This window comes from Sphingomonas olei (genome assembly GCF_045369765.1).
Classification (GTDB): domain Bacteria; phylum Pseudomonadota; class Alphaproteobacteria; order Sphingomonadales; family Sphingomonadaceae; genus Sphingomonas; species Sphingomonas panaciterrae.
This window is the reverse complement of record NZ_JBIQEU010000022.1, coordinates 1-24,302: the sequence shown is the minus strand read 5'-3', so window position 1 is coordinate 24,302 and position 24,302 is coordinate 1. Positions and strand designations below refer to the sequence as shown.

Below are 24,302 nucleotides of genomic sequence, written 5' to 3'. Positions count from 1 at the left end.
CCAATGCGATCAGGGCGAGTAAATTGCCACTACCAGCAGCCGGACGCCGGGCCTGCCCCCCTTCAGGCCCGTGCGTCGCCGCCTCAATCGCCGTCTTCGTCGTGATCGCCTTCGGCACCGCCTCCCAGCACCTGGCCCTCAGGCGTAATGTACAGCCCGACCTTCTTGCCGGCCTTGTCCTTGCCTTCGAGCTCGTAGAGCGTGCTGCCGTCCGCCTTTCTGGTCACCAGCTCGGCTTCGCGGATGGACGCGAGCTGCGCACGCGCGGCGTTCATCGCCGCCGCCGGCACTTGGTTGAGCGGAATTTCCTTCTCCGTATGCTCGCCGATAAGGCGGTTCTCGTTCGCCTCATTGTTCTGCTGCGCTGCGAACGCCACGCCGGCAACCGCCAGCACGGCGGCACCGGCGCCGATCATGAGGTTCCGTTTGCTAGCCATGATCCGTTCCACTTTCTTCAGGGTCCAAGGGAGGTGAACGGACGGCGGCCTCGGCCCTTCAAGCCGTCGTCCGACCCGGATTGCCGCAGCGATTGACGATGGCCGCAGCTCCGGAGCCGCAAAGCCTATGCATCCTCGCCGTCGAGCACGCACCTTGTAGATTCACAAGCTACGATGGCTCGGTCCCCACGAGGTCAGACCCTCTTGCGGCGCCCCCGGCCGCAAATAACGAGCGGCTTCAGCGCGGAGATACCAGTGCCTAGGCTGCCTCATCAATTGCATGCGAAAATGCCTATAGCCGAGCTTTCAAAGGTCCGTTCAGCGCGGGCGGCTTGATCCCAGGCCCACATTCGTTGCCCGCCCTTCAACGTGGGCAGCCAGCGATACCCTCTTGACATACCTATACCACGCTATACCCGGACTATGTGATAAGTGTATCCTTGGTTTGGGCCGGGCTACGAATGGTTGAGCCAATCTAAGCAGCGCAAACGAGATACAAGGTGCGAGGTCAGTCATGAAGATTGCTCTCCTCTGGCGCGGGAGCGCGGCCGAATGGGCGGGACGGGTTCACGAAGCTCGCCAATGGCCAATCATCCAAGCTCTGCGTTCGATGGGCGCAGTCGCAGAACCGATGCTCTACGAGGACAGCATCGCTGACGCGGTTCGTGATAAATTGCTTTCGGTCGATTTGGTCCTCGTCTGGGTAAATCCTCTCGATCCCTCTGGCGATCGTACGACGCTTGACACCATGCTGCGCGCAGTTGCCGCGCGGGGGATTTCGGTCAGCGCGCATCCCGACGTGATTGCGAAAATCGGCGTCAAGGAAGTCTTGTATGCCACGCGAGAGATGGACTGGGGAAGCGATGTTGATCGCTATGCCGATGCCGAAAGTCTGAGCGCAGGTTTCCCCCGTCGCCTCTCGAGCGGCCCTCGCGTCCTGAAGCCGAACAAGGGAAATGGCGGCCAGAACGTCTGGCGCGTCGAGCTGCTCGCGGTCACGCCACCCCCGCTAAGCCCCGATGCGCTGGTGAGCGTCTTGGAGGCCGGCCTTACGAGCGTACCGAAACACATGACCCTTGGCGCTTTCCTTGATCGCTGGAGACCCTACCTTGAAAAAGGCGGCGTGTTGATTGATCAGGAGTACCACCCTCGTCTGAGCGAAGGCATGACCCGCTGCTACCTTTGCGGATCACAGGTGGTCGGGTTCGGCCACCAGCTTATCACCGCGCTGTTGACGCCTGTCGGCGAAAACAATCAGGCTGCCCTCCCGGCACCAGGACCACGCATCATGTTCAGTCCAGATGCGGACCGTTTCGCCGACTTGCGGGCGATGCTGGAAAACCGATGGATACCCGAATTGCAGCGGTTGCTCGCGATCACGGATGAGGAGCTTCCGCTTCTTTGGGATGCCGATTTCCTCCTGCGCCGCGGCGCGACGGATGCCGCTCGCGAGCACGTGCTCTGCGAGATCAACGCCAGCTCGGTAGCCCCATTTCCGGAGAGCGCCGTGCTGCCCCTTGCCGCCGCTGCGATCGGCCGCGCCGCTGGTGCTGCGCGCAGGCGAGGCACGCGTGACGCACCGCGATAATGTTTGAAGGAGAGGTCAAAGCGATGACGTTTGTCGATTACAATGGGTCGGCCCAGCGACGTGCAACTGCAATAGGTTCAGTCTTGGTGGCGCTCTGCGCACTGACCGGGTGCGGCAGTCCGGGCGATGTAGCGAACACGACGCAGGAGGATCAGTCGATCTCTCGCGACTTAGCCGAGTTGAACACAGTCGAAGATCCTCTGCTTCAGGGCAACGATATCGTTCTGCACGAATACGGCGACGATCGTGCCGCCCCCGTTGCTGCGCCAGTCCAAACCCTAGCTCCTACGAAGGCGGCGCCGAAGATGTTGTCGGGGGCGGCCATTCGGCGGGCTGTCGTTGGCCATGAACTCACGGACGGCGCGCACTGGGGGTGGAAGTTCAAGCCCAATGGGCGCTTGATCGCTGAGGAAAACGGCGAACAATCGTCACAGCGCTGGCGCATCCAAGGCGACAAGCTCTGCATCAACGCGGGATACGGGGAACTCTGCTATCGCGCGAGTCGTGACGGACGCTGGCTGCAGCTATGGCGGGACGGCGTTGTTGATATCGAAGCCGAACTGATCTGAGGTAACCCAGCACAAGTTACCTATCGGGCGTCCGTCGTTCCCGAGCACGCCTGACCACGCTGTGCATTGAGAAACAGCCAATCAACGTTCGTCCAATTGATCGCATCCATGAACGCTCCAACATAGCTGGCGGCACTGGCGCCAAAGTCGATATGGTAGGAGTGTTCATACATATCGAGTGCGAGCAAGGGTGTGCCCCCTGCAAGCGTGTGACAGTGATCGGGCGCCCATTGATTGATAAGCTTTCCATCTCGTGGGCACCATGTAAGCAGCACCCAGCCCGAACCGCCGCCCAGCGCTTTAGCGATGCTGGCGAACTCACTTCTCCAACGCTCGTAAGAGCCGAATTGTCCTTCTAGGGCGCCGCGTAACACCAAACTGGGCTCACTTTCGACTCCCAGACCATCGAAGAACAGTTCGTGCAATATCATGGAATTAGCTGCAACTAATTGCTCTCGCTTCAGTCCGTTAACGACGTATCCGGGTGTCGTCGCTAAGTCTATTTCGGCAAGCTGCTCGTCGATGAGATTCAGACGTTTGACCGCACCGCTGTAATTATTTTCGTAATGGCTGACGATCAGCCGCTCCGACATGCCTTTCACCTTTTGGGGATCGCAGCCCAGCGGTTTAATTTCATAAGGCATGTCAAGCTCCCTTCCCATCACCTAAGTTTCGTCGCCACGATGTCTGAGGCGTACCCGGTACCTTATCGCATGCCGCTCGCCGGGCTATTTCGAGGCAGGCGCGCCGTCGAGAGCCGTGGATCAGGCACCTTGATCACCGATGCTGTTGTCGCTTTGCCGGCCAGCAATCCTTCTATCTTGCCACAGTGATGATGCAGACGTTACACGATGTTGTCGAAGATAGATACACCTGTGCCGCAAGGGGCTACGAATGGAGGAATTAGGATGAGCCAGGTCGAGCATATTTCGCCGGCACAAGCTGCGGCTCCCTCGACCGAACAAGCGGAGCCTAGCCCTCCTGAGTTGAGCCACTTCGGTCTGTTCTGGCGATTTTTGAAGTTTGGGACCTTCGCCTTCGGGGGGCCCGTCGCGCAGATCGCCATGATTCGCCGCGAGCTGGTCGACGAGGAGCGCTGGATCTCGCGAGATCGCTTCAACAAGCTCCTCGCAGTCATGCAGGTGCTACCCGGGCCCGAGGCTCATGAGTTGTGCGTGCATCTTGGCATGCGCGCTAAGGGGCGGGTAGGCGGGCTGCTCGCCGGCCTCGGCTTCATGCTGCCGGGGTTCGTCTTGATGCTGTTGCTCGCCTGGGTTTACACGCGCCTTCCGATCGCCGGTACCTTTCTTGGTGCAGCGTTCCTTGGTGTCCAGGCAGCCGTCGTCGCGGTCATTGCGCGCGCGGTCCACCGGATCGGTGAGCACATTCTGCTCGATCCCTGGCTATGGGCGGCGGCGATCATCACGGCGCTTGCATCCATCGCCGGAGTGACTTTCTGGATTGTTCTACCAGCTGCGGGTATCGGCTACGCTCTGGCGGTGTCACGACGCTACGTGCTGGCAGGTGGGGTATTGGTTGCGGTCGCGATCGCAGCTGCAGCCGCTTATGCCGGAGCGGGGCCAGACCAAGCCGTGACGACCGTAACGCGAGGCCCCGCGCCAACCACGTTCGCGCTGTTCATCGCTGGGCTGAAAGGCGGACTACTGACGTTCGGAGGCGCCTACACCGCCATTCCGTTCGTCCGCGCCGACACGGTTGGCCGCGGCTGGATGAGCGATGCGCAATTTCTCGATGGGCTAGGATTGTCGGGGATCCTTCCAGCCCCACTTGTCATCTTCGCCACCTTCGTCGGATGGATCTGCGGCGGGTTACCTGGCGCCCTTGCCACCACGGTCGGGATGTTCCTGCCGGCTTTCGGGTTTTCGCTGGTCCTTTACGAGCGCTTGGAAACGATCGTGGAGCATCATCGCCTGCAGCTCGTTCTCACCGGTATCGCGGCAAGTGTCGTAGGATTTATTGTTGTCACGCTCCTAGATTTGGGACGAACCACGGCCGCGAAGACGCCGAACCTCGCGATCAGCGCTCTCATCTTCATCGGAGCACTTGTCCTGCTCTATCGCTGGAAGAGCAAGCTTGCGACCCCAGTCGCGCTCGCTATCGGGGCCGGGATCGGTCTTGTAGGCCTTCAGTAGCGCATCGATCGTCGGCGACTGCAAGCTCTGGGATTCAATGGCTCCCAAATTCCGGTCGAAGAAACAGGCCACGACGGTCGACGGCCATCAATATGACGCGTTTCCCGAGATCAACTGGCTATACGCCCGAGTAACCAACTGGCTGGAGGGCTCATTCAAGTCCCTCCAGCCAGACGATGTCGCAACAAAGGGGGAGTGGAACACGGAAAACACTTCGCCCTGACAAAGAAGGTGGTCGCTCAGCCTACCGGTCAGACGAGTACAATAGTTCTCTCATCGTGAACCTAGGCTGATCATAGCGGAAAGCGCGACACCACCGCAGAGAGCGTGGTGATAGTTGTTGACGACAGCGGGTCGGTTTCTAGCCGATCAAGAAGGTTCTTCGGCCCGACGGTGCGGGCCGTGGGGCTCCGGGGAATAATGCGCAGAGCAGCAATCGTGCCGCCCATCGGCAGCTCCTTGGCAACGCGATCGACCTTCGTACTCAGTGAACTATTGCCCTTGCTAACGATTTGCATTAGCAGGGTTAGAAAAGCTGGAGATAATCGTGCCCGTAGTAGCCGCCATGTTGCTCGCTGCGTCTGATGCTGTTGCTCGTGCCACGCCTGCGCTCGAAACACAGACAGTGGACGAAATTGTCGTTACCGCGGATCGACGCGGCGGCTTCGGCGCTGATCTGGTTCAAGTCGGCACGTTTCGCGGCGCACGGCTGATCGACGTCCCTCTGACGGTCAATGTGGTGCCGCGTGAGCTGCTCCGCGCCCAGGCGGCGCAAAGCGTCTATGATGCGCTCCGCAACACCGCGGGCGTCAGCCGCGCGCAGCTCAACGGGGCGACCTACGACAATGTCGCGATCCGCGGCATCCTGGTCGAGAACCGGACCAGCTACCGGCTGAACGGCATGCTGCCCGTCATCAACCTCGTCGACCTGCCGGTGGAGAACAAGGACCGCGTCGAGGTGCTGAAGGGCGTGGGCGCGCTCTACTACGGCTTCGCGCCGCCCTCGGGCATCGTCAACCTCGTCACCAAGCGCGCCGACCGCGATGTGACGGAGGCGACGTTGCAGGTGAACGAATATGCCGGGACCAATGCCGCGATCGACCTCGGCCGGCGCTTCGGCGACCGGGCGGGCCTGCGCTTCAACGGTGCGGCGGGGATCGTGGAGACGGGGATCGACCGCTTCTCCGGCGAGCGCTTCGTGGCGGCGCTGGCGGGCGACCTCGCGCCCACCGACCGGCTCAAGCTCGCCTTCGACGTGGAGCATGTGTCCAAGGACGTGACGGAGCCCGCCGCGCTCCAGCTGCTCCCGGCCGCGCAGGGGCGCGTGCCGGCGATCCCCGATCCGCGGACGAACTTCGGCGGGGAGAATCTTCGCTACGCCGCACACGCCACCAACTGGCTCGGCCGCGCCGATTGGCGGGCGTTCGACAGCCTGGTGCTGACCGCGGAATATGGCGAGGCGCGCACCGAGCGCGACCGCGATTTCGCCCAGCTGGAGAGCTATGGCGGCGCGAACGGGCAGGGGGTGCTTCGCATCTTTCCCACGCGCGACCAGCGCTACCGCAACCGGAACGCCCGCGCCGAGCTCGCCGCCGCCTTCTCGACCGGTCCGGTGCGACACAACCTCGTCGCCGGAGTGACGAGCAACTGGCGCTTCCAGAACGGTCGTAACGGCGCGTCCTTCACGGTCGCCCAGAGCTTCCTTGCACCGCGCGACGTGCAGCCGGTGGAGCCCACCCGCTTCACCGCCGCCCCGCTCCACATCCGCGACCTCGGTTACTACGTGACCGATCGGATGAGCTCGGGGCCGGTGGACCTGCTCGCAGGGCTGCGCCGATCCGAATATCGCAGCCGCGCCACTTCGGCGACCGGCATCACCACCCGGTTCGAGTTGTCGAAATGGACGCCGTCAGTTGGCCTGATCGTCAAGCCGACCGGGAAGCTGTCGCTTTACGTCACCTATATCGAAGGGCTGGAGGAGGGCGGCACCGCGCCGTCCAACGTCGTCAACGCCTTCGAGGTGCTGCCTCCCGCTGTCACTCGCCAATACGAGGCGGGCATCAAGGGCGAGCTGTTCCGCCGCGTCGTGCTCCAGCTGGCGGGGTTCCGCATCGAGCGGCGCTTTGCCTTCACCGACCTGACGGACAATGTCTTCAAGCTGGCCGGCGACACGCGTTATCAGGGCGTCGAGGCATCACTGTCGGGCGAGGTAACGCGCGCGCTGTCGGTCTACGCATCTGGCCAGTGGCTCGACGCGGAGATCCGCCGGTCGAATCAGGCCGCGCTTGTCGGCAACACGCCGGAGAACACGCCGGAATGGACGGCCAGCCTGTTTACCGAATATCGTCCGATCGAGCGGCTAGGGTTAGGTGCGGGCGTGTTCCATGTCGGCGCGCGCGCGGTGGACGCCGCCAACACCGCCTCGGTAGACGGCTACACGCTCTTCTCGGCCTCAGCGCGCTACACCTTAGCCGGCGCCACGCCGATGACGCTCCAGCTCAACGCCGACAACCTGTTCGACAAACGCCACTGGTCGGCCGCGGGAAACAACCTGCTCGGTGTCGGCTTGCCGCGTCAGGTCAAGCTGACCGCCCGGATCCCATTGTGACAACTCGCCACTTCCTCGTCCGGCTGCACCTCTGGTTCGGGCTGACGCTCGGGCTGGTCTGGGCGGTGCAGGGTTTGACGGGGGCGGCCCTGGTCTTTCATCGCGAACTGGATCGTTGGGGCGTGAAGATTACGTCGGGCCCGATGGCGCCGGTGGACCGGCTCATTGCTGCCGCCGAACGGCAGGCGGGCACGCCGGTGCGAATGCTTTCCGTCGCTGATTCGAAGGGCGGCATCCTGCAAGCCTCATACAAGGACGCGCACGGATACGATCGCAATGTTCGACTGGATGCCGCGTCGGCAAGAGTCGTGGACGACCGTTCCGGCGCGTCAGGTTGGCGCTGGGTCTACAACTTGCACGAAGAGTTGCTGCTTGGTGATCGCGCTTCGACGTTGGTTGGCCTGACGGGACTGTTCCTCGCCAGTATTGCCGCGACCGGTCTTTGGCTCGGCTGGCCGCGCCGCCGGGGCTCGCTTGCGGCGCTGACGCCATCGCAGTGGCAAGGGCGGCGGCAGAAATTGCGCAGCTGGCATCGCATGTGGGGACTCACCGCCGCAGCCGTGCTCATCATCGTTGCACTGAGTGGCGCGGCCACCGTACTACGTCCGCAGCTATGGTCGCTGTTACAGCGAACGACACCCTTTCGGCCGCCTTACAAGGCAGCCGGCCCGCTCCCAGAGCGTATGGTGACGGCTGGGGATGCCTGGAGTGCCGCACAGCGCGTCTTTCCGGATGGGCGCTTCGTTCGCGTGACGATGCCCGTTGCCGGTTCGCCCGCCTACTATGTCCGCGTGCTCCGACCCGGGGAGATACGCGCGTGGTCTGGCACTAGTAGCGTCGTGGTCGATGCTGGCTCTGGCCGGATCCTCGCGCGACATGACGCTCTAACGGCGCCTTGGCCCAATCGGCTATATGATGCCGTCTTCTCCCTCCATAACGGCGAAGCCGCCGGAGTTGTTGGCCGCCTCCTTGTCTTGCTGGCTGGGCTCGCGTTGCCCGTCCTATATGTCACGGGACTTCTCTCCTGGTGGCGCAGGCGCAAGATCAGGGTTGCCGGTTGAATTTCGTTGTTTGGGAAAGTGGTCGCAACCCGTCCATCAAGCGGGGCCGGCCTGGATGAGGCCGTTTGGTTGCCCTCCGCCGCTGGGCAGATACGGTAATAGAGAGCGGCGGAGGATTGGGCGTAAGTTATATATGTCGGCGACATGCTGTGAATAATTGGATCGAAAATGATGTTACCGAGTCATCGTCAACCCGAAACGTCCACTAATCCTTCTTCACATTAGTCTTGTTGATTGCGACCCGCATCGAACGGGCGAGAACGCGGGCATCGGCATTTGCCCAGAAATGAACGTAAAACAGCCGCGGCTCGTCTTCCAGCATGTGGTTATGGAGAGCCGTAACCTCAATGCCCTGCGAGCGCAGCGTCCGCAGCACCTCAGGAACCTCGCTCGCAATCAGTACGAGGTCGCCGGTGATCGCAGCCTTGCCGCCGCCCGTGGGTTGAAAATTGATTACGTTGGCGACGCCCATGGCCTGCGGGATGGCCATGCCGGCATCGGTCAGGCGTTCTGCCCGCGGAATGCCGAACTGGTAAGTGCCACCGGCAATCTTGCCCTTTGCTCCCATCAGGCGATCCAGAGACGCTAGATCGAGGCCCGGAAGTGTCGTCGCCGGGGCAGACGCTGGCTGCGGCCCGAGCGGAGTGCGGCTCAACGCGAGCGCTGCGCGCAGCCCCTGCGCGAGCTTAACCGGATCGCCGTGTGCCGCGATGTGCATGTACATAGTCGCCGGCGATGAGCGAAGCACGTGATTGTGCAGGGCAGTGATGGTGAAGCCACTCGCGAAGAGGCGAGCCAGAACAGGGTTCACCTCGGCATGCGTCAGAACGAGGTCGCCCATGATCATCACCTCATCGCCCATCGGCTGAAACGCCGCCCAAGAACCGAGCGCGAGGGCAGGTTTGATCGAGACGCCATCGAGGGTGACCGAAAGATCGCTCCGGGGAAACGAGAACCGGTGCACGCCATCTGCAGAGACCGTGCCGGGTCGACCAAGCGCCGCATCGACCTTGCTCCAGTCCGGCTCCGCCATCGCCGCGGTTGGCAGCGCTAGCGCCGCAAGCGCCATCACCGTCAACTTCTTGAACATAATCACTCCTCTATCATCAGTTGACCCGACATGGAAATGCCTCGCGCAATGCGAACGTCACGCCGGCTAGGCGAGGAAGGCTGCCTGTGGTCCGGTTTCTCCGGGCCCATGTAAGGTAGATTCTGCTGAGCTGGCCACGATTATAGCCCCGCCCACATATACCGTTGGCGTTACCGCCTTTCCCGAAAGCCGCAAGTGTATCGGCAACACCCTGGATATACGTATCGCACTGCCCGTCTGCCTTACCAGCCTCGGCTTGGCATCGCGCATAGAATTGATTGCCTGTCTCCCCAACTTGAGCGGCAACAGGTATCGACACCACAGCGTACGTCACGGCCGCCGCGACCGCAATCTCTCGAACCACCTAATGCCTCCTCAGGTCATTCCTATAAAAATACTCGTAGGCGATTTGCCATCACCGCTCACCGACATCCGGTGCTTTAGGGCGCGGTGGACAGGGAGCCATCTATATTGATCGTTAGACACCACAAAGCCCGTCACTCTGCCCTCAATCTCTAGGTCCTAACGCTGATTCGTAGCTTGCCGATCGATCTCGTTGCCATGCTGCGCGTGCGCCGTCTCGGTCAGACTGGTTCCCCCGCGGTCGGCAAGAACGGCCTCGGTAATCGATTTCGGTAGGGGCAGGGGGCGCTCGGTTCGTGATATGATCGGCAGCACGATCAGGAAATGAGTAAAATAGTAGGCGGCCGCGATCTGGCTGACCATGACGTATATCGGCTCCGCCGGTGAGCCGCCGCAGTAGCCCAACACCAGCACATCAACGACCAAAACCCAGAAGGCGATTCGGGCTTTTGGACGGAAATTGTTCGATCTGACCGGAGACGTATCTAGCCAGGGCAAGAAGAAAAGCAACAGGATCGAACCGGCCATCGCCAGCACACCCCAGAGTTTCGCCGGAAGAATGACATCAACCGTAAAGGCACGCAGAATCGCGTAAAAAGGCCAAAAGTACCACTCTGGAACAATCTCGGGGGGCGTCGAGAGCGGGTTAGCTTCGATGTAGTTCTCAGCCGGGACGAAAAGGTTGGGTGAAAAGAAGGTGAGGGCGGCGAACAGCAATAGGAATATACCCACCCCCACAGCGTCCTTGGCGGTATAGTAGGGGTGGAACGGCACGGTATCCTGCTCGCCCTTCACCTCCACGCCTGTCGGGTTGTTTGAACCCGGAATATGCAACGCCCAGATGTGCAGGATGATGACGCCTGCGATCACGAACGGCAACAGATAGTGGAGCGAGAAGAAGCGATTCAGCGCTGCATTATCTGGAGCATAGCCGCCCAGCAGCCACACGCGCAGCGTCTCGCCCACGCCCGGTATTGCGGAGAAAAAGCCGGTGATTACCTGGGCCCCCCAAAAGCTCATCTGCCCCCACGGGAGCACATAGCCCATGAAGGCGGCGGCCATCATCAACATTAAAATCACCACTCCGAGCAGCCAAACCACTTCCCGGGGCGCCTTGTACGACCCGTAGTATAGGCCGCGGAAAAGGTGGATGTAGACAACCGCGAAAAAGAAACTGGCTCCCGCGGCATGGCAATAACGCAAAAGCCACCCTTGGTTGACGTCGCGCATGATGTGTTCGACAGAACCGAAAGCCTGCGCGGCCGAAGGCGTGTAGTGCATCGCCAGAACGACGCCGGTGATGATCTGGATCGCCAGCGCCAGTCCGGCCAGAACTCCGAAATTCCAGAAATAGTTCAGGTTTCGTGGCACGGGGTAACCCGCGCCGACCGCATTATACACCAGCCGCGGCAGGGGCAGCCTTTCATCAATCCAGCGCATCAGTGGCTGCTTGGGCTCATAATGACTGGCCCAGGGAAAGCTCATCGTACGGCTCCTCGCCTTGCGCGACACACGCGGTGACCGCGACCCGGTTTGCAGCGCGATACAACTGCTATATAGTACGGTCAATCGGCGTGTAGGTGTTTCACTAATCGCCACACTGTCCTATGGGGATCTGTGGCTTGACCATTCAAAAGCCTGGCCTTGCCGACTGGACGCGCGCGGTGGTGGAGCTATTGGCTATCGCGGTTGGGGGATGGGCATTCTTCACGACTGAAGAACCAGTCCCGGCCACGCTGTTTTTGGGAGCAGGAGTTCTCGCCGGGGAACTGATAGGCCGAGCGGCTGAAAACTGGGTCAAGCGTCGACAGTCGCGCAGACCACAGCGCTGAGACCGTCGGAGGATGGTGAAAAGCACGGTTTTTGTGCGTAAAGTGGAGTTGCAATGCCCTCACCAGATCCCAACCCTTGGCTCCTCCTAATTCCTCAGCTTCCGGCAAAACCGGCTTATCTGCGGGTCAAGGTGTGGCGCCGGCTTCAGGTAATCGGCGCGGCGCCGCTCAAAAATGCCGTGCATGCGCTGCCTAACCGCGACGACACGCGAGGCTTGTTTGAAGAACTGCATCGGGAGATTCTGGCCAACGACGGTGAAGCCCTGATCCTCGAAGCGCGGCTGGTCGGCGGTCTGGGCGACGCAGCCCTTCGCGGCATGTTTGATGCCGCGCGGGATGCTGACTATGAGGAACTAGCTCGCGAGGCTCGTGTGCTAGCGGCGGGTGACGAGGTCACTCCGGCGGACGTCGGGCGACTGCGGAAACGCCTGGATGACGTAACCGCGATTGATTTCTTCGGCGCACACGGGCGCCAGGTCGCCGAGGCGGCGATCGTCGAGCTCGACCGTCTGTCGCATCAACATCCGGACGTCAGCGGACCTGGCGCGCCGGAATTAACCTCGGCGGAACTCAAAGGGCGCACATGGGTGACGCGCCGGCACGTCCACGTCGACCGTATCGCCTCGGCATGGTTGATCGGTCGCTTCATCGATCCGGCAGCGACGTTCAAATTTGTCGATGGCCGAAACTACGCTCCCGCTCCAGGCGAACTGCGGTTCGATATGTCCGGAGCCGAGTTCACGCACGAAGGAGACAGCTGCACTTTCGAAACTTTGGTGACGCGGTCCGATCTTGAAGCCGATCGCGCGCTGCAGGCGATCGGCGAGATCGTACATGATCTCGACATCGGGGATGCCCGCTACAACCGTCCGGAAACGGCAGGTGTTCAAGCGCTGATTTACGGCATTTGTGCGGGCAATGAGGATGACGAGGACCGCATCGCGAAAGGATCACTGCTGCTCGATGGGCTGTACGCCACCTTCTCGCAGCAACGAAGCGAAGTCTGACCGCGCTCCCGGAGATCCGAGCGGTGGCGTGCGACAAGCAGACCGGCGGAGAGGCCTGGGCCTGAACCAGCATCAACCGTCCATGGCGAGAGGAGAACGAACCGGCGCCATGCGGCTGCTGCTGATAGAGGATGACGCGGAAACCGGCAACGCCGTCGTCGCGGCGTTGCGCGCGCACGGTCACGCCGTCGATTGGGAGACCAACGGACAAGGCGGGCTCGATCGCGCCGCTACCGATGCTTACGCCTTGCTGGTCGTCGATCGCATGCTGCCCGGGATCGATGGACTCTCGCTCGTCGCCGAACTTCGCCAGCGACAAATCGCGGCTCCCGTGCTGATGCTCACCGCGCTCGGCTCGATCGAGCAACGGGTTGAAGGTCTCGAAGGGGGCGCTGACGACTATCTCGTCAAGCCCTTCGCGATCGCCGAGCTCCTGGCGCGCATCGAAGCGTTGCAGCGCCGCGCAGCCGGTCCGCCCAGCATCCTGTCGCTCGGCGATCTGACGCTCGACCGTCTCGCCCGCACGGTGCGGAGAGGCGACACGCCGATCGAGCTGATCCCGCGCGAGTTTCAGCTTCTCGAGCTCCTGATGCTCAACTCGCCCGCCGTGCTCACCCGCCTGATGCTATTGGAAACGGTGTGGAAGTTCCGGTTCGACCCCGGCAGAAACCTTGTCGAGAGCCATATCAGCCGGCTGCGGACCAAGATCGATCGGGGCGGCGATCCGCCCCTGATCCATACCGTGCGTGGAGAAGGCTATGCCGCTTGGAGTGAGTAGCCGGCTGCTGCGCTCGACGTTGGTCCGCGTCGTGGCGCTTAATGCGCTGCTGCTCGTCATCAGCATGGTCGCCGGCGCGCTCGGCGGCTGGCTCGCGACCCGCACGGTCGTCGAGCGACAGGCGCGGAGCCGCGTCGAGCTCGAGACACATGCGATCGCGCTCGAAGCGCAACGGGGAGGCTTGGATCGCGCGCTCGATATGATCCGCATCAGGGCGGAGCGGCCCGGGTCGCCCGAATATTATCTGATCGGGCCGGACGGCCGCAGGCTGATCGGCGACCTTCAAATCGTGCCGAAAGCGGCCGGTTGGCACTTTGTCGAGCAGCCTTCGCCGCAACCAGGCGTAGAGGGCGTGCATCTGCTGTCACTGACGCGGCGCCTTCCGGATGGCTCACTCCTTATCGTTGGGGAGGACATGGAGCGCAGCGACGCCATCCGCGACGCTGTTTTCGGGGCCATCCTGATCGCAGGCGGCATCGCGTTGGCGTTCGGTATCGTTGCCGGCCTCCTCGCCACCCGGCAGACCTTCCGGCAGATGCAGCGAATCAACGCGGCCGTCCGCGCGGTTGAGGGCGGCGATCTCTCGGCGCGGATCGGCGCGCCGGCCAACCCGCGCACCGATCTCGATCAGCTCGCGCTGGCGGTCGACCGGATGCTCGACCGGATTGACACGCTGGTCGCCACGATCCGCCGTGTGTCGGCCGAGGTCGCTCATGACCTACGAACGCCGCTCACGCGCGTGAGGCACGCGATCGAAACGGCGCTCGCGCAGCCTGACGACGAAAAGCGGACCGCGACCTTGGCACAGGCGATGGCCGGGCTGGACGACGCGCTTCGTCTGTTCAGCGCGGTGCTGGATCTTGCCGAGATCGATGCCGGCAAGGCGCGTGCGCGGTTCGAGCCGCTCGACCTGGCGGAGATCGTGGACCGGGTGGTGGATGCCTACCGTGCCGAAATCGAGGCCTCCAGCCGCCACATCTCGGTGAGCTCGGCTCGAGCGGCAGTGGTCGCCGGCGACGCCGATCTGCTGGCGCGCGCTCTCGCCAACCTGATCGAGAACGCGCTCAAATACTCCCGTGACGAAGCTCGGATAGACGTTTCGGTTTCCGAGCAGCCCGGCATGGTGACGATGGCGGTCGCGGACGACGGCCCTGGCGTGTCCGATGGCGAGGTCGCCGAGATGTTGCGCCCGTTCGGGCGCTTGGATCGAGCGCGGCGGGAATCCGGCAACGGTCTCGGCCTCGCGATCGCTGATGCCGTAGCTCGGCTGCACCGCGGAACGCTGGCGTTTGCGAGACTCCAGCCGGGTTTGGCCGTTGAGATCAGATTACCGCGCGAACCGGCGGCGACAGCGGTCGCCGACGCTCGCTTGTCCTGAACCGTTAGAACCTGACGGTTGCGGTAATCCCATACGTCCGCGGGTCCGCAGGTTGCCCGGCCACCAACCCGGTGTTGCCCGACTGCAGCGCGAGCAATTCGTAATAGTCATGGTCGAACAGGTTGCGGACCCAGCCGAAGATGTTGAGCCGGTCGTCGGCAGTGCGAAATCCCAGCCGGACGTTTTCGACTGAATAGCCGTCGACGTCGGTGTAACGAGAGCGCGTCGCATTTGACGAGAACTTGCTGCGCGCCGTGCCGTCAAACCCGAAGTAGGCGTTGCCCGCGGTGCTGACCGGCAGCGTGTATTCGAAGGCGTAGCTGGCCGACCATTTCGAGACGCCGGGAAGCCAGCTGCCCGACGCGTCGCAAAAAGGCGGGCTGAACCCGCCCGGCGTGCCCGGCGCGCTCGGCGTGCCGACGATATTGCCGTTCGCATCGACCGGCAGCACGGTGCCGCCCGACAGTTCCGGCGGGCACGGAGCATCTGGAAACCGTATGTAGCGTGCGTCGGTGAACGCGCCGTTGGCGTAGAGCGAGAACCTGTCGCTGGGCCTGAAGCTGAATTCGGCCTCAGCCCCGCGTGTGCGGACCTTGACCGCGTTGGCGAGATAGGCGAGCACGACACCGCCCGACTGGTTGTTCGTCACCGTCGTCTGGTAGTCCTTGATCTCGGTCCAGAACGCCGAAAGGTTGAGCGTCGCGCGACGATCGAAAAATTGCGACTTCAGGCCGATCTCGAAATGATCGATCTTCTCCGGGCGCACGGTGACGGCGTTCAGCACCGGCGCCCCGTTCGACAGGGGAAGGCCGTTCATGTTGATGCCCGCCGATTTGAACCCGTGCGCAAAGGTGGCATAGCTCATAACCTCACGGGCGACGTCGTAAGACACCGTCAGATCATAGGCCAGGTTCCATGAGTCGAACTTCTCGGCGTAGGATTGCGGCGGCAGGGTATTGCGCTGATCGCTGTTGAGCGTGGTGCTGCCGCTGCCCGTCGTCACAGTCGCGGAATAGGCTCCGTCCTTCTTGTCATAATTCAGGCGCACGCCCGGCAGGATGCGCAGCCGGTCGGAGACTTTCCAGGTCAGCTGCCCGAATATCGCCGCGCTGACGCTCTTGTACCGGATGTCGTTTTCCGAACGCAGCCCGTCGAGGATCGCCGGGTTGCAGGCGTTCGCGGCCGGCGGATTGCATCCGCTCGACCCGGCGGGCACGTTGCCGGGATTGAGCAGCCAGCGGCTCGCTGCCGACCCCTGTTCCTGCGCGCCCTCGGTGCGGAAGCGCTGCCAGAAATAAAAGCCGCCAGCGACGAAATCGAAACGCTCGCCATCGTAGGCGTAGCGTACCTCCTGGGTGACCTGGCGGTGACGCGACGGGTTGCCCGAGAAGGTCGTGATCGGCAGCCCGGTGAAGTCGCGGTCGCTGGACGGCAGCCAGTTCCACAGCCGCCAGGCGATGATCGAGGTGAGCGTGCCGGATCCCAGCTTCCAATCGGCGATCAACGATATCCCGGCCGAGTCTTGCCCTGCCTTCAACTCCGCGTCGAGGTCGGTGAGACGGTCGAACGCATTGGTGCTGGGCGGCGCATAGTCGAACGCAGCCGCCAGTGCGGCATACTGCCGGTTAAGCGAGCGCTGCGTCGCGCCGGTTCGCACATAGATCTGTGCGCCCGCTTCGGGCCGCTGTCGGCTGTAATCGCCGACCAGGCGTAGATCGAGATCGTCCGACGCGCGCCACAACAGCTGGCCGCGCAGGCTCAGATTGTCGCGCTCGTTGATCCAGCGCCGCGTCGCGACATTGTAGATGGTCCCGCGGCGCGATGTCGTCGAAAACGCGAAGCGGGCGGCCAGGTTTTCGGTCAACGGCCCGGAAACCGCACCCTTCGCCTGACGAAGTTCGAGATTGCCGAGCGATGCCTCGAGATAGGCTTCGGGCGTGAAGCTGGGCTTGCGAATGCCGACGTTGATCGCGCCGGCGGTCGTGTTCTTGCCGTAGAGCGTACCCTGCGGGCCGCGCAGCACCTCGACGCCCGCCACATCGAACAGGTCGGACACGGCCGTCGCGATTCGGCTGTAATAGACCTGGTCGATATAGATCCCGACGCCCTGTTCGAGGCCGTCGTTGGTCAGCCCGAGCGGCGCGCCCAGTCCGCGAATGTTGATCGCCGCGTTGCGCGAATTGGTGCCGTAATAGGTGAGCGACGGCTGAAGCTGGACGAGCTGCGAGACATTCTGGCTGCCCGATTTCGCGATCACCGAATCGGTCAGGACCGACACCGCGATCGGCACATCCTGCACCGACTCCTCGCGGCGGCGAGCGGTGACGGTAATGTCATTTCCCGTCTGGTCGGCGGGAGTGGGGGCGTCTGCTACCGACGAGGGTGCGGTCTGCGCTGACACGCACACGGGCGATGCGGCCGAAACAAGCAGCAGTACGCGCAGTGCTGTGTTCACCTTCCGCCTATCGCCTTACCTTCAAGACCGCATCCCCGTTCGACCATGTCGAGGGCGACACGCTCGCCTTCGTCCACGCGACCTGTCCGGGCGTCGTCCGACCCATAGATGCCCGCCAGCACGGTCCGCGCGCGGCCATCGGCCAGGCGATGCTCTCGCTCCACGCCGGCCGTAGTCTCGGCCGGGCGGGCGACCCGCTCGTAGTCTTCGCTGGCCTCGCCGCCGCGGTCCTCGCCGGCTCCGGCCTCTACATTTGGGTCGCCCGCCATCTCACCTGCCGGCGAACAAGGCATTCGGGCAGGACGATGGCCTTTGAGTAGCCCCCTGGCATTCTAGGCGGTCGGAAGTGGCGAACGCTGCGAGGGTTCGGCGAGGTCGTATTAACGCAAAGAGCTCTGCGCGCCGATCAGCGGGTAAGCCGGCCAAAGCGGGTCGTCCGCCGCGACTGCGTTCTTGCTCGCTCGCCGCTGTGCGCTACAGAGTCGGTATTTCGGGCAGGGGGAGGGTGCGCATGAATGCTAAGGATCTGGCCAAGTCGGTCGCGCAGAGCCAGGGCTTGACGGAGGCGGCGGCGAAGAAGGTGGTAGACGCCGTCGTCGAGGCCGTGGCCGAGGCGGCCGCCGCCGGCGACGAGATCAACCTGCCGGGCTTCGGCAAGTTCAAGGTGAAGGATATGCCCGAGCGCGGTGGACGCAACCCGGCCACCGGTGAGGCGATCACGATCGCCGCATCGAAGAAGCTGATGTTCACGCCGGCCAAGGCGCTCAAGGACCGGCTGTAGCCGCAGGTGTCCGGCGGACGGCGCCGCGGGCAGGGTGGTTCCGGCGACCTGAAGGAGAAGCTCGCGCGCGTGCCTTGGGCCTCACGGGGCCGTGTGACGCCGATCTCCCGGCTGGCGCAGTCCATCGTGCCTGTCGGCAACAAGGAAGGCGTGCCGCAGGGCGATCTGTCGTTGCACATCCCGATTCAGGATCCCGCTCACGAGGACTGGGTGCTGGACATCCAGGGGACCGCCTTCCAGGCCGGCCGCGGCAAGCTCCTCACCTGCTGGCACGTCGTCGAGCAGCTCCGCTTTCGAGAGCGCGAGGCGTATATCTGGGCCAACAGCCGGCTGGGCGGGGTAGAGGCGCAGCGTCCGTACCCGTTCGCGGCGGCTCTCAAATACTATGACCCGCGCTTCGAGAATGGTGGCCCCGGCGTGGACGCCGGCGTGCTCATCTGCCCGGCCGTGAGCACCCCCGAATGTCCTTACGACGTGCCCCCTGTGACGTGGGGAGACTCGACAGGGGTAGGGGTGGGCGACCGCGTGCTGATCGGCGGCTTCCCGCTCGGGCGCGACCTGTTCTTCTCAAATCCGACGAACCGGGGCCTCGTGCAGCCCTCATTCTTCGACGGCATCATCAGTGCGGTAGTCCCGGCTCTGCAGCTCGGCGAGACCAGGCTGTTCCAGATCAGCTCGGTCGCGCTCGGCGGGATCAGCGGCGGTGTGGTCTGCGATCCTCGAACCGGCGCGGTGCTCGGCATGGTGACGAGCGGCCTGACGATCGGCGAGGTTGACCTGCCGATCACCTATGCCCTCCCGAGCGAAGTCCTTCAGCCGTTCGTCGACGCGATCAGCTTCGACGTCGGCGACGGCGAGCGCTGGCGATAGTAGGCTGCCGATCTTCGATGTTCCGTCGGGCCGCACCTTGCATTTCCGTCCCCGGAGGCTCACATCACATCCATGGCGACGCACCCTGACTCCGTCACGTCGAAGAACCGGAAACCGGCTGTTCTCGGTCGCAGCGCCGCGACCGGCCGCTTCGTCATGGCCCCGGTCGCGACCAAGAAGGGCACCGTGTCGGACAAGCAGATCACCGCCGCGGTGAAAAGCGTGCTCGCCAAGAAGAAGTAGATTGGCGGCGCCTGCGACGTCGGCCGACGACGTCTTCATCAACTGCCCCTTCGACGACGCGTTCGCGCCCACGTTCCGCGCGCTCATTTTCGCGATCATCGTCTGCGGCTTCCGGCCGCGCTCCGCGCGCGAGCTGGACGATGGCGGGCAGACCCGGATCGACAAGATCCTGAGCCTCATCGAGGAATGCCGCTACGGCGTGCACGATCTATCGCGCACCGAGCTCGACGCCGTCCACAACCTGCCGCGCTTCAACATGCCGCTCGAGTTGGGCCTGTTCCTGGGCGCGAAGCGCTACGGCGGCAAGCACCAGAAAGCCAAGCGCGTGCTGATCCTCGACGTGGAGCAGTACCGCTATCAGCGGTTCATCTCCGATCTCGCCGGCATGGACATTCACGAGCACGGCGGCGCTCCGATGCGAGCGCTGCAGGAAACGCGCGACTGGCTCGCCAACGTGTCGCGCCGCGAGCTGCCGAGCGCCGACCGGGTGCGGCGCGTATACGAGGCGTTCAGAGCCGATTTGCCGGACCTTGCGGCGGCGCTCGAGTTCGATCCCGACCGCATCCCATATGTCGACTTCGAGCGGCTTTTGGCGAGGTGGCTGTTGGAAGCGCCGGCCGCGGTCGGCGGCGCATAGGATCATCTAGCTCGTTACGCTATCAGAACGATAATATATCTTATGTTAAATCAATGGCTTAGCAGATTTCCGGCATCGTTCTTGCAGAGACTGACGTGGCTTTTTCGCAGCTAAGGCTTGCCAGTCAGTCGCGAGTTAGCCGCGCCGTCGTTCTCGCGCGCGAGCGTGTCGCGGATCTTCGTAAAGATCCTGCAGCGCGCGCAGCCGAAACGCATTCCACCAGCGTTGCCAGCGATGCTCCTCGGCATCGTGGAGCATGTGACATCGCTGGCATAGCGCGGCGAGATTGCGCGGCGCGCTATTGCCAGGATCATGATCCAGATGCGCGCAGGCCAGCACGACATAGGTGATCCGCACGACGTCGAGCGCGAAGAGGTCGCCGACCTTCACCCGTCGCCCCTCTCCCGATCGCCAGCATCGCGCTTCGCTATCCCACCAGCGCCCATCGCCCAGATGCGCGACGTGCCGAAGATGCGGTCGCCGGCAGCGTTCGCAGCGCCCTCCTGCCCGCACGAACCGGATCTGGTCCGACAGCAGCGGCCAGTCGATCGGGTACAGCCAGCGGTTTTCGGGGCGGATCGGCATCCATGACTCTATGAGTCATGCGAAATGAGAACAAAAGGAAAATCTCGTTCCCTTCATGTTCTTATCCAGCATATCATGCGCGCATGTCCGCGTGTGTGATTCCCCTGTCCCAACCGATGCCGATCGCCGATCTGCCGCCAGCGTTTCGCCTGAGGGTGGTGAGCGCGGCCGGCGCTGGCTTCCCCTCGCCTGCCCAGGACTGGGAGGAAACCGCGATCGATCTCGTGGCGCTGCTGCGCCTCGACCGCGCCGCCAGCTTCGTGTTCCGGGTCAGCGGACAGTCCATGATCGACGCTGGAATCTATGATGACGACGTGGTGGTGGTCGATCGCGACGCCACGCCGGTTAGCGGCCGCATCGTCATCGCCGTGGTCGACGGGGGCTTCGTGATCCGCCAGTTGGTCTGGCGCGACGGCAAGCCGGTCCTCGAGGCCCGCAACGCGCGGATGCGCTACGACGCGGTGATCGCGGATGAGAGTGTCGAAGTGTGGGGCGTCGTCCGCGCCTCCGTGCGCAACCTGCAGGGCTGACCGCCATGTGGGCGATCGCTGACGTCTCCAACTTCTATTGCTCGTCGGAGAGGGTATTCGACCCGTCGCTGCGCGATAAACCGCTCATCGTGCTGAGTAACGGGGACGGCTGCGCCATCGCGCGCTCCGAGGAGGCCAAGGCGCTGCACATCAAGATGGGTGCGCCGATGTTCAAGATTCGTGATATCGTCCGCGAGCATGGCATCCAATACCGCAGCAGTTCCTACGAATTGTATGCCGACATGAATCGTCGCTTCAATCAGGTCCTCGCCGAGCACAGTTGCACGGTCGAGGTGTACTCGATCGACGAATCGTTCTTTCGCCTGCCGGTGCTCCCGAACGGCCTGGGCGACGTGGCGGCCGCGCACCGCGTGATCGCGGCCGTCAAGCGTGCGACGGGCCTGCCGATCCGCATCGGGCTTGGCCCGACCCGGACGCTGAGCAAGGTTGCCAACGCCCTCGCCAAGGCGTCGGAGAAGGTCTGGAAGGGCGTGGTCGACCTGCACGACATCGAGCTGCGGCGGCGCCTGTTCGCGCAATGGCCGGTCGAGGAGGTCTGGGGCATCGCGCGAGCGATGACCGAGCGGCTGCGACCGCTCGGCGTCAGGACGACGGCCGATCTTGCCGCCCTCCCCCCGGAGGTCGCGCGCGACGTGGGGACGGTGATGCTGGAGCGGCTCGTGCGCGAGCTGAACGGCGTCGAATGCACCGATTTCGAGCCGGAGCCGCCCCCGTCCAAGGCGACCGCGGTGACCCGCTGCTTCGGTGAGCCGGTGCGCGAGGTCGCGGCGCTGCGCGAGGCGATGGTGCGCCGCGCGGTCCGCGCGGCCGAGAAGATCCGCGCGCAGGATCTCGCTGCCACCCGCCTGATCGCCTTTGCCCACGGAAGCCGGTTCAAGCCCAACGCGCCGTCCGCCTCGCGCATAGCGCGGCTGTCGCCGGCGACCAATGATCCGCGCGTGATCGGCGGTATGGCGGGCCGCATGGCGGATGTCATGTACGAAACTGGCGGCGTCTACACCAAGTGCGGCGTCATGCTCGAGGGGCTGGAGCCGATGACCGCGCACCAGGCCGACCTGTTCGCGGTGCCCGATCCGCGATCCCCTGCCCTGCTCGCCGCGATCGACGGGCTCAACGGGCGGTTCGGCCGCAACACGATGCGGCTTGCCTCCGAGGGCTTTGGCCAGAAGAGCTACGACACCAAGCGTGCTTTCAAGAGCCCGTCCTGGACCACGCGGATCGATCAGGTGCCGATCGCGCGGTGAGATCAATAGCGATAGCCTGCCTGCCGGCAGGCCGCTGCCAGCTTCATCACTCGCCCATCCTTCGCGCCGTACTGGCGCAACCGTGCGGAATAGCTGTAGGCGCTTGCAATCATAGCGGCGTGTGCTCGCAAACAGCCTGATTTCCTGCTCACGCTTTCTGCCACTGGCGGGGAGCGTCCTGCTCGAATTATCTGCCAGTGTGCTCGCCATCATCCGGCGCTGCTTGCAAACGGGGCGTTGTGCTCACGCTCCGTGCCAATGGGCTCTCCAAACCCGTAGCCGGCAAGCGCTTTTGCGAAGCAGGTTTCCAGAACAGTTCTGACAAGCGGCGGGCCGCAGAAATGCGTTGTCGTCATGGCCCGCCCGCGAGGTCGTCAGAAAGGAAGGTTTTCGCGAACAGGGCCAGCGCATAATAGGCGATGACACCACGCAAGCGGAAAGGGTGCGATGACCAAAACCGAAATGCTGGAGACGATGAAACGCCTCGACGCCCATGCGAATGCCCTGCTGCTGATCGGTGCTTCCGATATCGATCTGCTCGGCGGCATGTTCGACGTGATGCCGGACTTCAAGGCGCTGCTCGATGCCGGATACGGCGAAGAGATCGAGAGAAACGCCGGTCGCTTCCCCGGCCTGCACCGCTACGCCGTCATGCTCTCAAATATCGCCGAAGGGATCGCGGACGGCTCCATCCGGGTGCCACGCTGACGCCACTCCCGCTGGCAGATAATGTGAGCAGGCGACCATGACTGCGAGCAGCGCCGGATGATGGCGAGCACATTGGCAATTAGCGTGAGCAGACTGCTCCGCCCATTGTCAGATAATCCGAGCAGAAAATCGCTCCGTTTGCGAGCAGACGCCGCTACGATTGCAAGCGCCTACAATTACCGTAAGGGATGCGATCCGCGCCGGCTCCTAAATCGGACAAGGATTTGCTGGAAAGCCCTACTTTCCCGATTAGAAACGGCGGGCGAGACGGCCGGAGCCGTCTCGCTGGGGATGGTTGATCGGGAACGGGATGGCGCTCTCAAAACTCATCGGCGTAAGAATGTCGCGTACAGCCAAACCAGCGTTTGCGCGGCGACGGATGTGAGATAGGCTGCAAATTTTTTGCTCCCACGATCCATCTATTCGAAGCATCGATGACGAACCGATCTGCTCTCATTCTACTAACCGGCGGATGGCTTGCCTTCCTTGTAGTCAGTCTGGGGGCGGCAACTACCTACCTTTTGCAAGCACCGATCCCCATTGGCCCCGGCATGACCAAGGTTTTTGGGTTCGGTGCATTGGCGGGTTTGACGCTGGGTGCTGCAACGCCGTTTCTTTGCGCGCCGCTTTTTTCAGAGCGGACGAAGCTCGGTCGATTGAAGGTCGCTTTTGGTTGTATAGTGACGGGTGCCTTTGGCGGGGCTGGTGTGGCCGCGTGGACAAATCAACTACGGGTAGTCAAAACTCACGCCGTTGAGCTTCCCATCGTTGAGATCCAACAGTTGCCTTCTCGTCGACGGGCATCGTCGATACAGATCGCTACGCTCTTGCCGCTCCATCCGACCGGGCAAGACCACGTCTCTGCCGAATACATCGATGGCCCTCAAATCAGGGCGGGAGACTGCCTCAAAGGTATTATAGAACACGGCTGGCTAGGGGGTGCATGGGTAAGGCGATATTCGGCGAAGCCTTGCTCGATGAGTCGCGGAAATCCCGGCCCCAATGTGATCGTGCCTGACGGTAATTTCTCGTCATGGCGTTGGCACAACCCTCGCAACTATCGCCTGAAACGTCGGGGGCAGGCTTGGGACGACGCAATGCCAGTAAATCTCACCTGTCGGCTACGACCGCAAAGCTGGATTTACCGTTGTTCTTCGCGGCAATAGACGCTTGAAATAAACAGGAAGCACTTCGCATTCCCGATTACGAACGGCCAGAGAGACGGCAGACGCTTTCCCACTGGGATCGGATAGCGGGATGGCTTCGGCCGTCCTGAATGGCGTAATAGGGGTCGGTTCCGGCTGAGGGCGAAATGACACCCTAAGCGAAATGGCCGGGTTTGGCTGGAGAACGGACTGGTGGCT

The 24,302-nt window shown here is 63.0% G+C and carries 24 protein-coding genes; 16 read left to right on the top strand and 8 right to left on the bottom strand.

The genetic code is table 11. The annotated features are described in order from the left end of the window. Window positions 1–83: 83 nt before the first annotated feature. Window positions 84–416 (bottom strand): hypothetical protein, encoded by a 333-nt coding sequence (locus ACH0BU_RS15925; RefSeq protein ID WP_051749608.1) that lies wholly within the window; start codon window positions 414–416, stop codon window positions 84–86. Window positions 417–951: 535 nt separating this feature from the next. On the opposite strand from ACH0BU_RS15925, the gene ACH0BU_RS15920 reads away from it, so the two are divergent. Both ACH0BU_RS15920 and ACH0BU_RS15915 read left to right on the top strand, forming a co-directional pair. Next, window positions 952–2,025 (top strand): Cj0069 family protein, encoded by a 1,074-nt coding sequence (locus ACH0BU_RS15920; protein WP_156028541.1) that lies wholly within the window; start codon window positions 952–954, stop codon window positions 2,023–2,025. Between the two features lie 23 nt (window positions 2,026–2,048). Beyond that, window positions 2,049–2,594: a hypothetical protein gene (locus tag ACH0BU_RS15915; RefSeq protein WP_156028543.1), complete on the top strand. Its 546-nt coding sequence runs from the start codon at window positions 2,049–2,051 to the stop codon at window positions 2,592–2,594. A 20-nt stretch (window positions 2,595–2,614) separates the two neighbouring features. On the opposite strand, the gene ACH0BU_RS15910 is transcribed toward ACH0BU_RS15915, so the two are convergent. Then, a complete protein-coding gene (locus ACH0BU_RS15910; RefSeq protein WP_037447433.1) occupies window positions 2,615–3,238 on the bottom strand; it encodes a superoxide dismutase in 624 nt (207 codons plus the stop codon). A 264-nt stretch (window positions 3,239–3,502) separates the two neighbouring features. Between ACH0BU_RS15910 and chrA the strand changes: the two genes are divergently transcribed. Further along, on the top strand, window positions 3,503–4,747 hold the full coding sequence (gene chrA, locus ACH0BU_RS15905) for a chromate efflux transporter (RefSeq protein WP_156028545.1): 1,245 nt from the start codon (window positions 3,503–3,505) through the stop codon (window positions 4,745–4,747). Between the two features lie 293 nt (window positions 4,748–5,040). Here the strand turns inward: chrA and ACH0BU_RS15900 are convergent, their stop codons facing one another. Further along, a complete protein-coding gene (locus tag ACH0BU_RS15900) occupies window positions 5,041–5,196 on the bottom strand; it encodes a hypothetical protein (RefSeq protein ID WP_156028547.1) in 156 nt (51 codons plus the stop codon). Window positions 5,197–5,372: 176 nt separating this feature from the next. Between ACH0BU_RS15900 and ACH0BU_RS15895 the strand changes: the two genes are divergently transcribed. After that, the gene (locus ACH0BU_RS15895; RefSeq protein WP_051749595.1) at window positions 5,373–7,355 is read left to right on the top strand and encodes a TonB-dependent siderophore receptor; all 1,983 of its coding nucleotides are present in this window, start codon (window positions 5,373–5,375) and stop codon (window positions 7,353–7,355) included. Next, a complete protein-coding gene (locus ACH0BU_RS15890) occupies window positions 7,352–8,416 on the top strand; it encodes a PepSY-associated TM helix domain-containing protein (protein WP_037447182.1) in 1,065 nt (354 codons plus the stop codon). Before ACH0BU_RS15895 ends, ACH0BU_RS15890 begins: the two co-directional genes overlap by 4 nt. A 205-nt stretch (window positions 8,417–8,621) precedes the next feature. Here ACH0BU_RS15890 and ACH0BU_RS15885 read toward each other — a convergent pair whose 3' ends face one another. The 3 genes from ACH0BU_RS15885 to ACH0BU_RS15875 form a co-directional block, all read right to left on the bottom strand. Further along, on the bottom strand, window positions 8,622–9,506 hold the full coding sequence (locus tag ACH0BU_RS15885) for a DUF1259 domain-containing protein (RefSeq protein ID WP_037447184.1): 885 nt from the start codon (window positions 9,504–9,506) through the stop codon (window positions 8,622–8,624). Window positions 9,507–9,522: 16 nt separating this feature from the next. Next, a complete protein-coding gene (locus ACH0BU_RS15880) occupies window positions 9,523–9,825 on the bottom strand; it encodes a Rap1a/Tai family immunity protein (RefSeq protein WP_380941514.1) in 303 nt (100 codons plus the stop codon). A gap of 203 nt (window positions 9,826–10,028) precedes the next feature. Continuing rightward, on the bottom strand, window positions 10,029–11,354 hold the full coding sequence (locus tag ACH0BU_RS15875; protein ID WP_037447187.1) for a cytochrome b: 1,326 nt from the start codon (window positions 11,352–11,354) through the stop codon (window positions 10,029–10,031). Between the two features lie 400 nt (window positions 11,355–11,754). Between ACH0BU_RS15875 and ACH0BU_RS15870 the strand changes: the two genes are divergently transcribed. From ACH0BU_RS15870 to ACH0BU_RS15860, 3 genes are all read left to right on the top strand, one after another. Then, window positions 11,755–12,708, top strand: coding sequence for a chromate resistance protein ChrB domain-containing protein (locus ACH0BU_RS15870; RefSeq protein WP_037447189.1), 954 nt, complete (start codon window positions 11,755–11,757; stop codon window positions 12,706–12,708). 109 nt (window positions 12,709–12,817) lie between these two features. Next, window positions 12,818–13,486 carry a response regulator transcription factor gene (locus ACH0BU_RS15865; protein ID WP_037447191.1) on the top strand — a complete coding sequence of 223 codons (669 nt, stop codon included), beginning with the start codon at window positions 12,818–12,820 and terminating at the stop codon, window positions 13,484–13,486. Further along, complete coding sequence (locus ACH0BU_RS15860) at window positions 13,479–14,864, top strand: sensor histidine kinase (protein WP_051749596.1); 1,386 nt, start codon at window positions 13,479–13,481, stop codon at window positions 14,862–14,864. Before ACH0BU_RS15865 ends, ACH0BU_RS15860 begins: the two co-directional genes overlap by 8 nt. A 4-nt stretch (window positions 14,865–14,868) precedes the next feature. Here ACH0BU_RS15860 and ACH0BU_RS15855 read toward each other — a convergent pair whose 3' ends face one another. Then, window positions 14,869–17,319: a TonB-dependent receptor domain-containing protein gene (locus tag ACH0BU_RS15855; RefSeq protein WP_037447194.1), complete on the bottom strand. Its 2,451-nt coding sequence runs from the start codon at window positions 17,317–17,319 to the stop codon at window positions 14,869–14,871. On the opposite strand from ACH0BU_RS15855, the gene ACH0BU_RS15850 reads away from it, so the two are divergent. From ACH0BU_RS15850 to ACH0BU_RS15830, 5 genes are all read left to right on the top strand, one after another. After that, window positions 17,307–17,639 carry a PepSY domain-containing protein gene (locus ACH0BU_RS15850; protein WP_406890039.1) on the top strand — a complete coding sequence of 111 codons (333 nt, stop codon included), beginning with the start codon at window positions 17,307–17,309 and terminating at the stop codon, window positions 17,637–17,639. The genes ACH0BU_RS15855 and ACH0BU_RS15850 overlap by 13 nt on opposite strands. A gap of 191 nt (window positions 17,640–17,830) precedes the next feature. Further along, on the top strand, window positions 17,831–18,100 hold the full coding sequence (locus ACH0BU_RS15845) for an HU family DNA-binding protein (protein WP_037447197.1): 270 nt from the start codon (window positions 17,831–17,833) through the stop codon (window positions 18,098–18,100). Between the two features lie 93 nt (window positions 18,101–18,193). Then, complete coding sequence (locus ACH0BU_RS15840) at window positions 18,194–18,970, top strand: S1 family peptidase (RefSeq protein WP_231902865.1); 777 nt, start codon at window positions 18,194–18,196, stop codon at window positions 18,968–18,970. 72 nt (window positions 18,971–19,042) lie between these two features. Beyond that, window positions 19,043–19,213: a hypothetical protein gene (locus tag ACH0BU_RS15835; protein ID WP_231902866.1), complete on the top strand. Its 171-nt coding sequence runs from the start codon at window positions 19,043–19,045 to the stop codon at window positions 19,211–19,213. A 1-nt stretch (window position 19,214) separates the two neighbouring features. Beyond that, window positions 19,215–19,850, top strand: coding sequence for a hypothetical protein (locus ACH0BU_RS15830; RefSeq protein ID WP_037447200.1), 636 nt, complete (start codon window positions 19,215–19,217; stop codon window positions 19,848–19,850). A gap of 135 nt (window positions 19,851–19,985) precedes the next feature. On the opposite strand, the gene ACH0BU_RS15825 is transcribed toward ACH0BU_RS15830, so the two are convergent. Beyond that, on the bottom strand, window positions 19,986–20,435 hold the full coding sequence (locus ACH0BU_RS15825) for a hypothetical protein (RefSeq protein ID WP_007406364.1): 450 nt from the start codon (window positions 20,433–20,435) through the stop codon (window positions 19,986–19,988). A 116-nt stretch (window positions 20,436–20,551) separates the two neighbouring features. Between ACH0BU_RS15825 and ACH0BU_RS15820 the strand changes: the two genes are divergently transcribed. The 3 genes from ACH0BU_RS15820 to ACH0BU_RS15810 all read left to right on the top strand — a co-directional run bounded on the left by ACH0BU_RS15820 (window position 20,552) and on the right by ACH0BU_RS15810 (window position 22,938). Further along, entirely contained in the window at window positions 20,552–20,965 is a 414-nt protein-coding gene (locus ACH0BU_RS15820; RefSeq protein WP_007406310.1) for a LexA family protein, read from the top strand. Window positions 20,966–20,970: 5 nt separating this feature from the next. Then, window positions 20,971–22,230 (top strand): Y-family DNA polymerase, encoded by a 1,260-nt coding sequence (locus tag ACH0BU_RS15815; RefSeq protein WP_069321268.1) that lies wholly within the window; start codon window positions 20,971–20,973, stop codon window positions 22,228–22,230. A 447-nt stretch (window positions 22,231–22,677) separates the two neighbouring features. Beyond that, entirely contained in the window at window positions 22,678–22,938 is a 261-nt protein-coding gene (locus ACH0BU_RS15810; RefSeq protein ID WP_021320008.1) for a hypothetical protein, read from the top strand. Window positions 22,939–24,302: the final 1,364 nt, after the last annotated feature.

Bases quoted from the DNA above. Each gene is read 5' to 3' on its own strand.
- ACH0BU_RS15810 (WP_021320008.1), top strand. From the start codon at position 22,678: ATGACCAAAACCGAAATGCTGGAGACGATGAAACGCCTCGACGCCCAT.
- ACH0BU_RS15920 (WP_156028541.1), top strand. From the start codon at position 952: ATGAAGATTGCTCTCCTCTGGCGCGGGAGCGCGGCCGAATGGGCGGGA.
- ACH0BU_RS15820 (WP_007406310.1), top strand. From the start codon at position 20,552: ATGCCGATCGCCGATCTGCCGCCAGCGTTTCGCCTGAGGGTGGTGAGC.
- ACH0BU_RS15925 (WP_051749608.1), bottom strand. From the start codon at position 416: ATGATCGGCGCCGGTGCCGCCGTGCTGGCGGTTGCCGGCGTGGCGTTC.
- ACH0BU_RS15825 (WP_007406364.1), bottom strand. From the start codon at position 20,435: ATGCCGATCCGCCCCGAAAACCGCTGGCTGTACCCGATCGACTGGCCG.
- ACH0BU_RS15835 (WP_231902866.1), top strand. From the start codon at position 19,043: ATGGCGACGCACCCTGACTCCGTCACGTCGAAGAACCGGAAACCGGCT.
- ACH0BU_RS15875 (WP_037447187.1), bottom strand. From the start codon at position 11,354: ATGAGCTTTCCCTGGGCCAGTCATTATGAGCCCAAGCAGCCACTGATG.
- chrA (WP_156028545.1), top strand. From the start codon at position 3,503: ATGAGCCAGGTCGAGCATATTTCGCCGGCACAAGCTGCGGCTCCCTCG.
- ACH0BU_RS15815 (WP_069321268.1), top strand. From the start codon at position 20,971: ATGTGGGCGATCGCTGACGTCTCCAACTTCTATTGCTCGTCGGAGAGG.
- ACH0BU_RS15900 (WP_156028547.1), bottom strand. From the start codon at position 5,196: ATGGGCGGCACGATTGCTGCTCTGCGCATTATTCCCCGGAGCCCCACG.
- ACH0BU_RS15910 (WP_037447433.1), bottom strand. From the start codon at position 3,238: ATGCCTTATGAAATTAAACCGCTGGGCTGCGATCCCCAAAAGGTGAAA.
- ACH0BU_RS15865 (WP_037447191.1), top strand. From the start codon at position 12,818: ATGCGGCTGCTGCTGATAGAGGATGACGCGGAAACCGGCAACGCCGTC.
- ACH0BU_RS15870 (WP_037447189.1), top strand. From the start codon at position 11,755: ATGCCCTCACCAGATCCCAACCCTTGGCTCCTCCTAATTCCTCAGCTT.
- ACH0BU_RS15845 (WP_037447197.1), top strand. From the start codon at position 17,831: ATGAATGCTAAGGATCTGGCCAAGTCGGTCGCGCAGAGCCAGGGCTTG.
- ACH0BU_RS15915 (WP_156028543.1), top strand. From the start codon at position 2,049: ATGACGTTTGTCGATTACAATGGGTCGGCCCAGCGACGTGCAACTGCA.
- ACH0BU_RS15885 (WP_037447184.1), bottom strand. From the start codon at position 9,506: ATGTTCAAGAAGTTGACGGTGATGGCGCTTGCGGCGCTAGCGCTGCCA.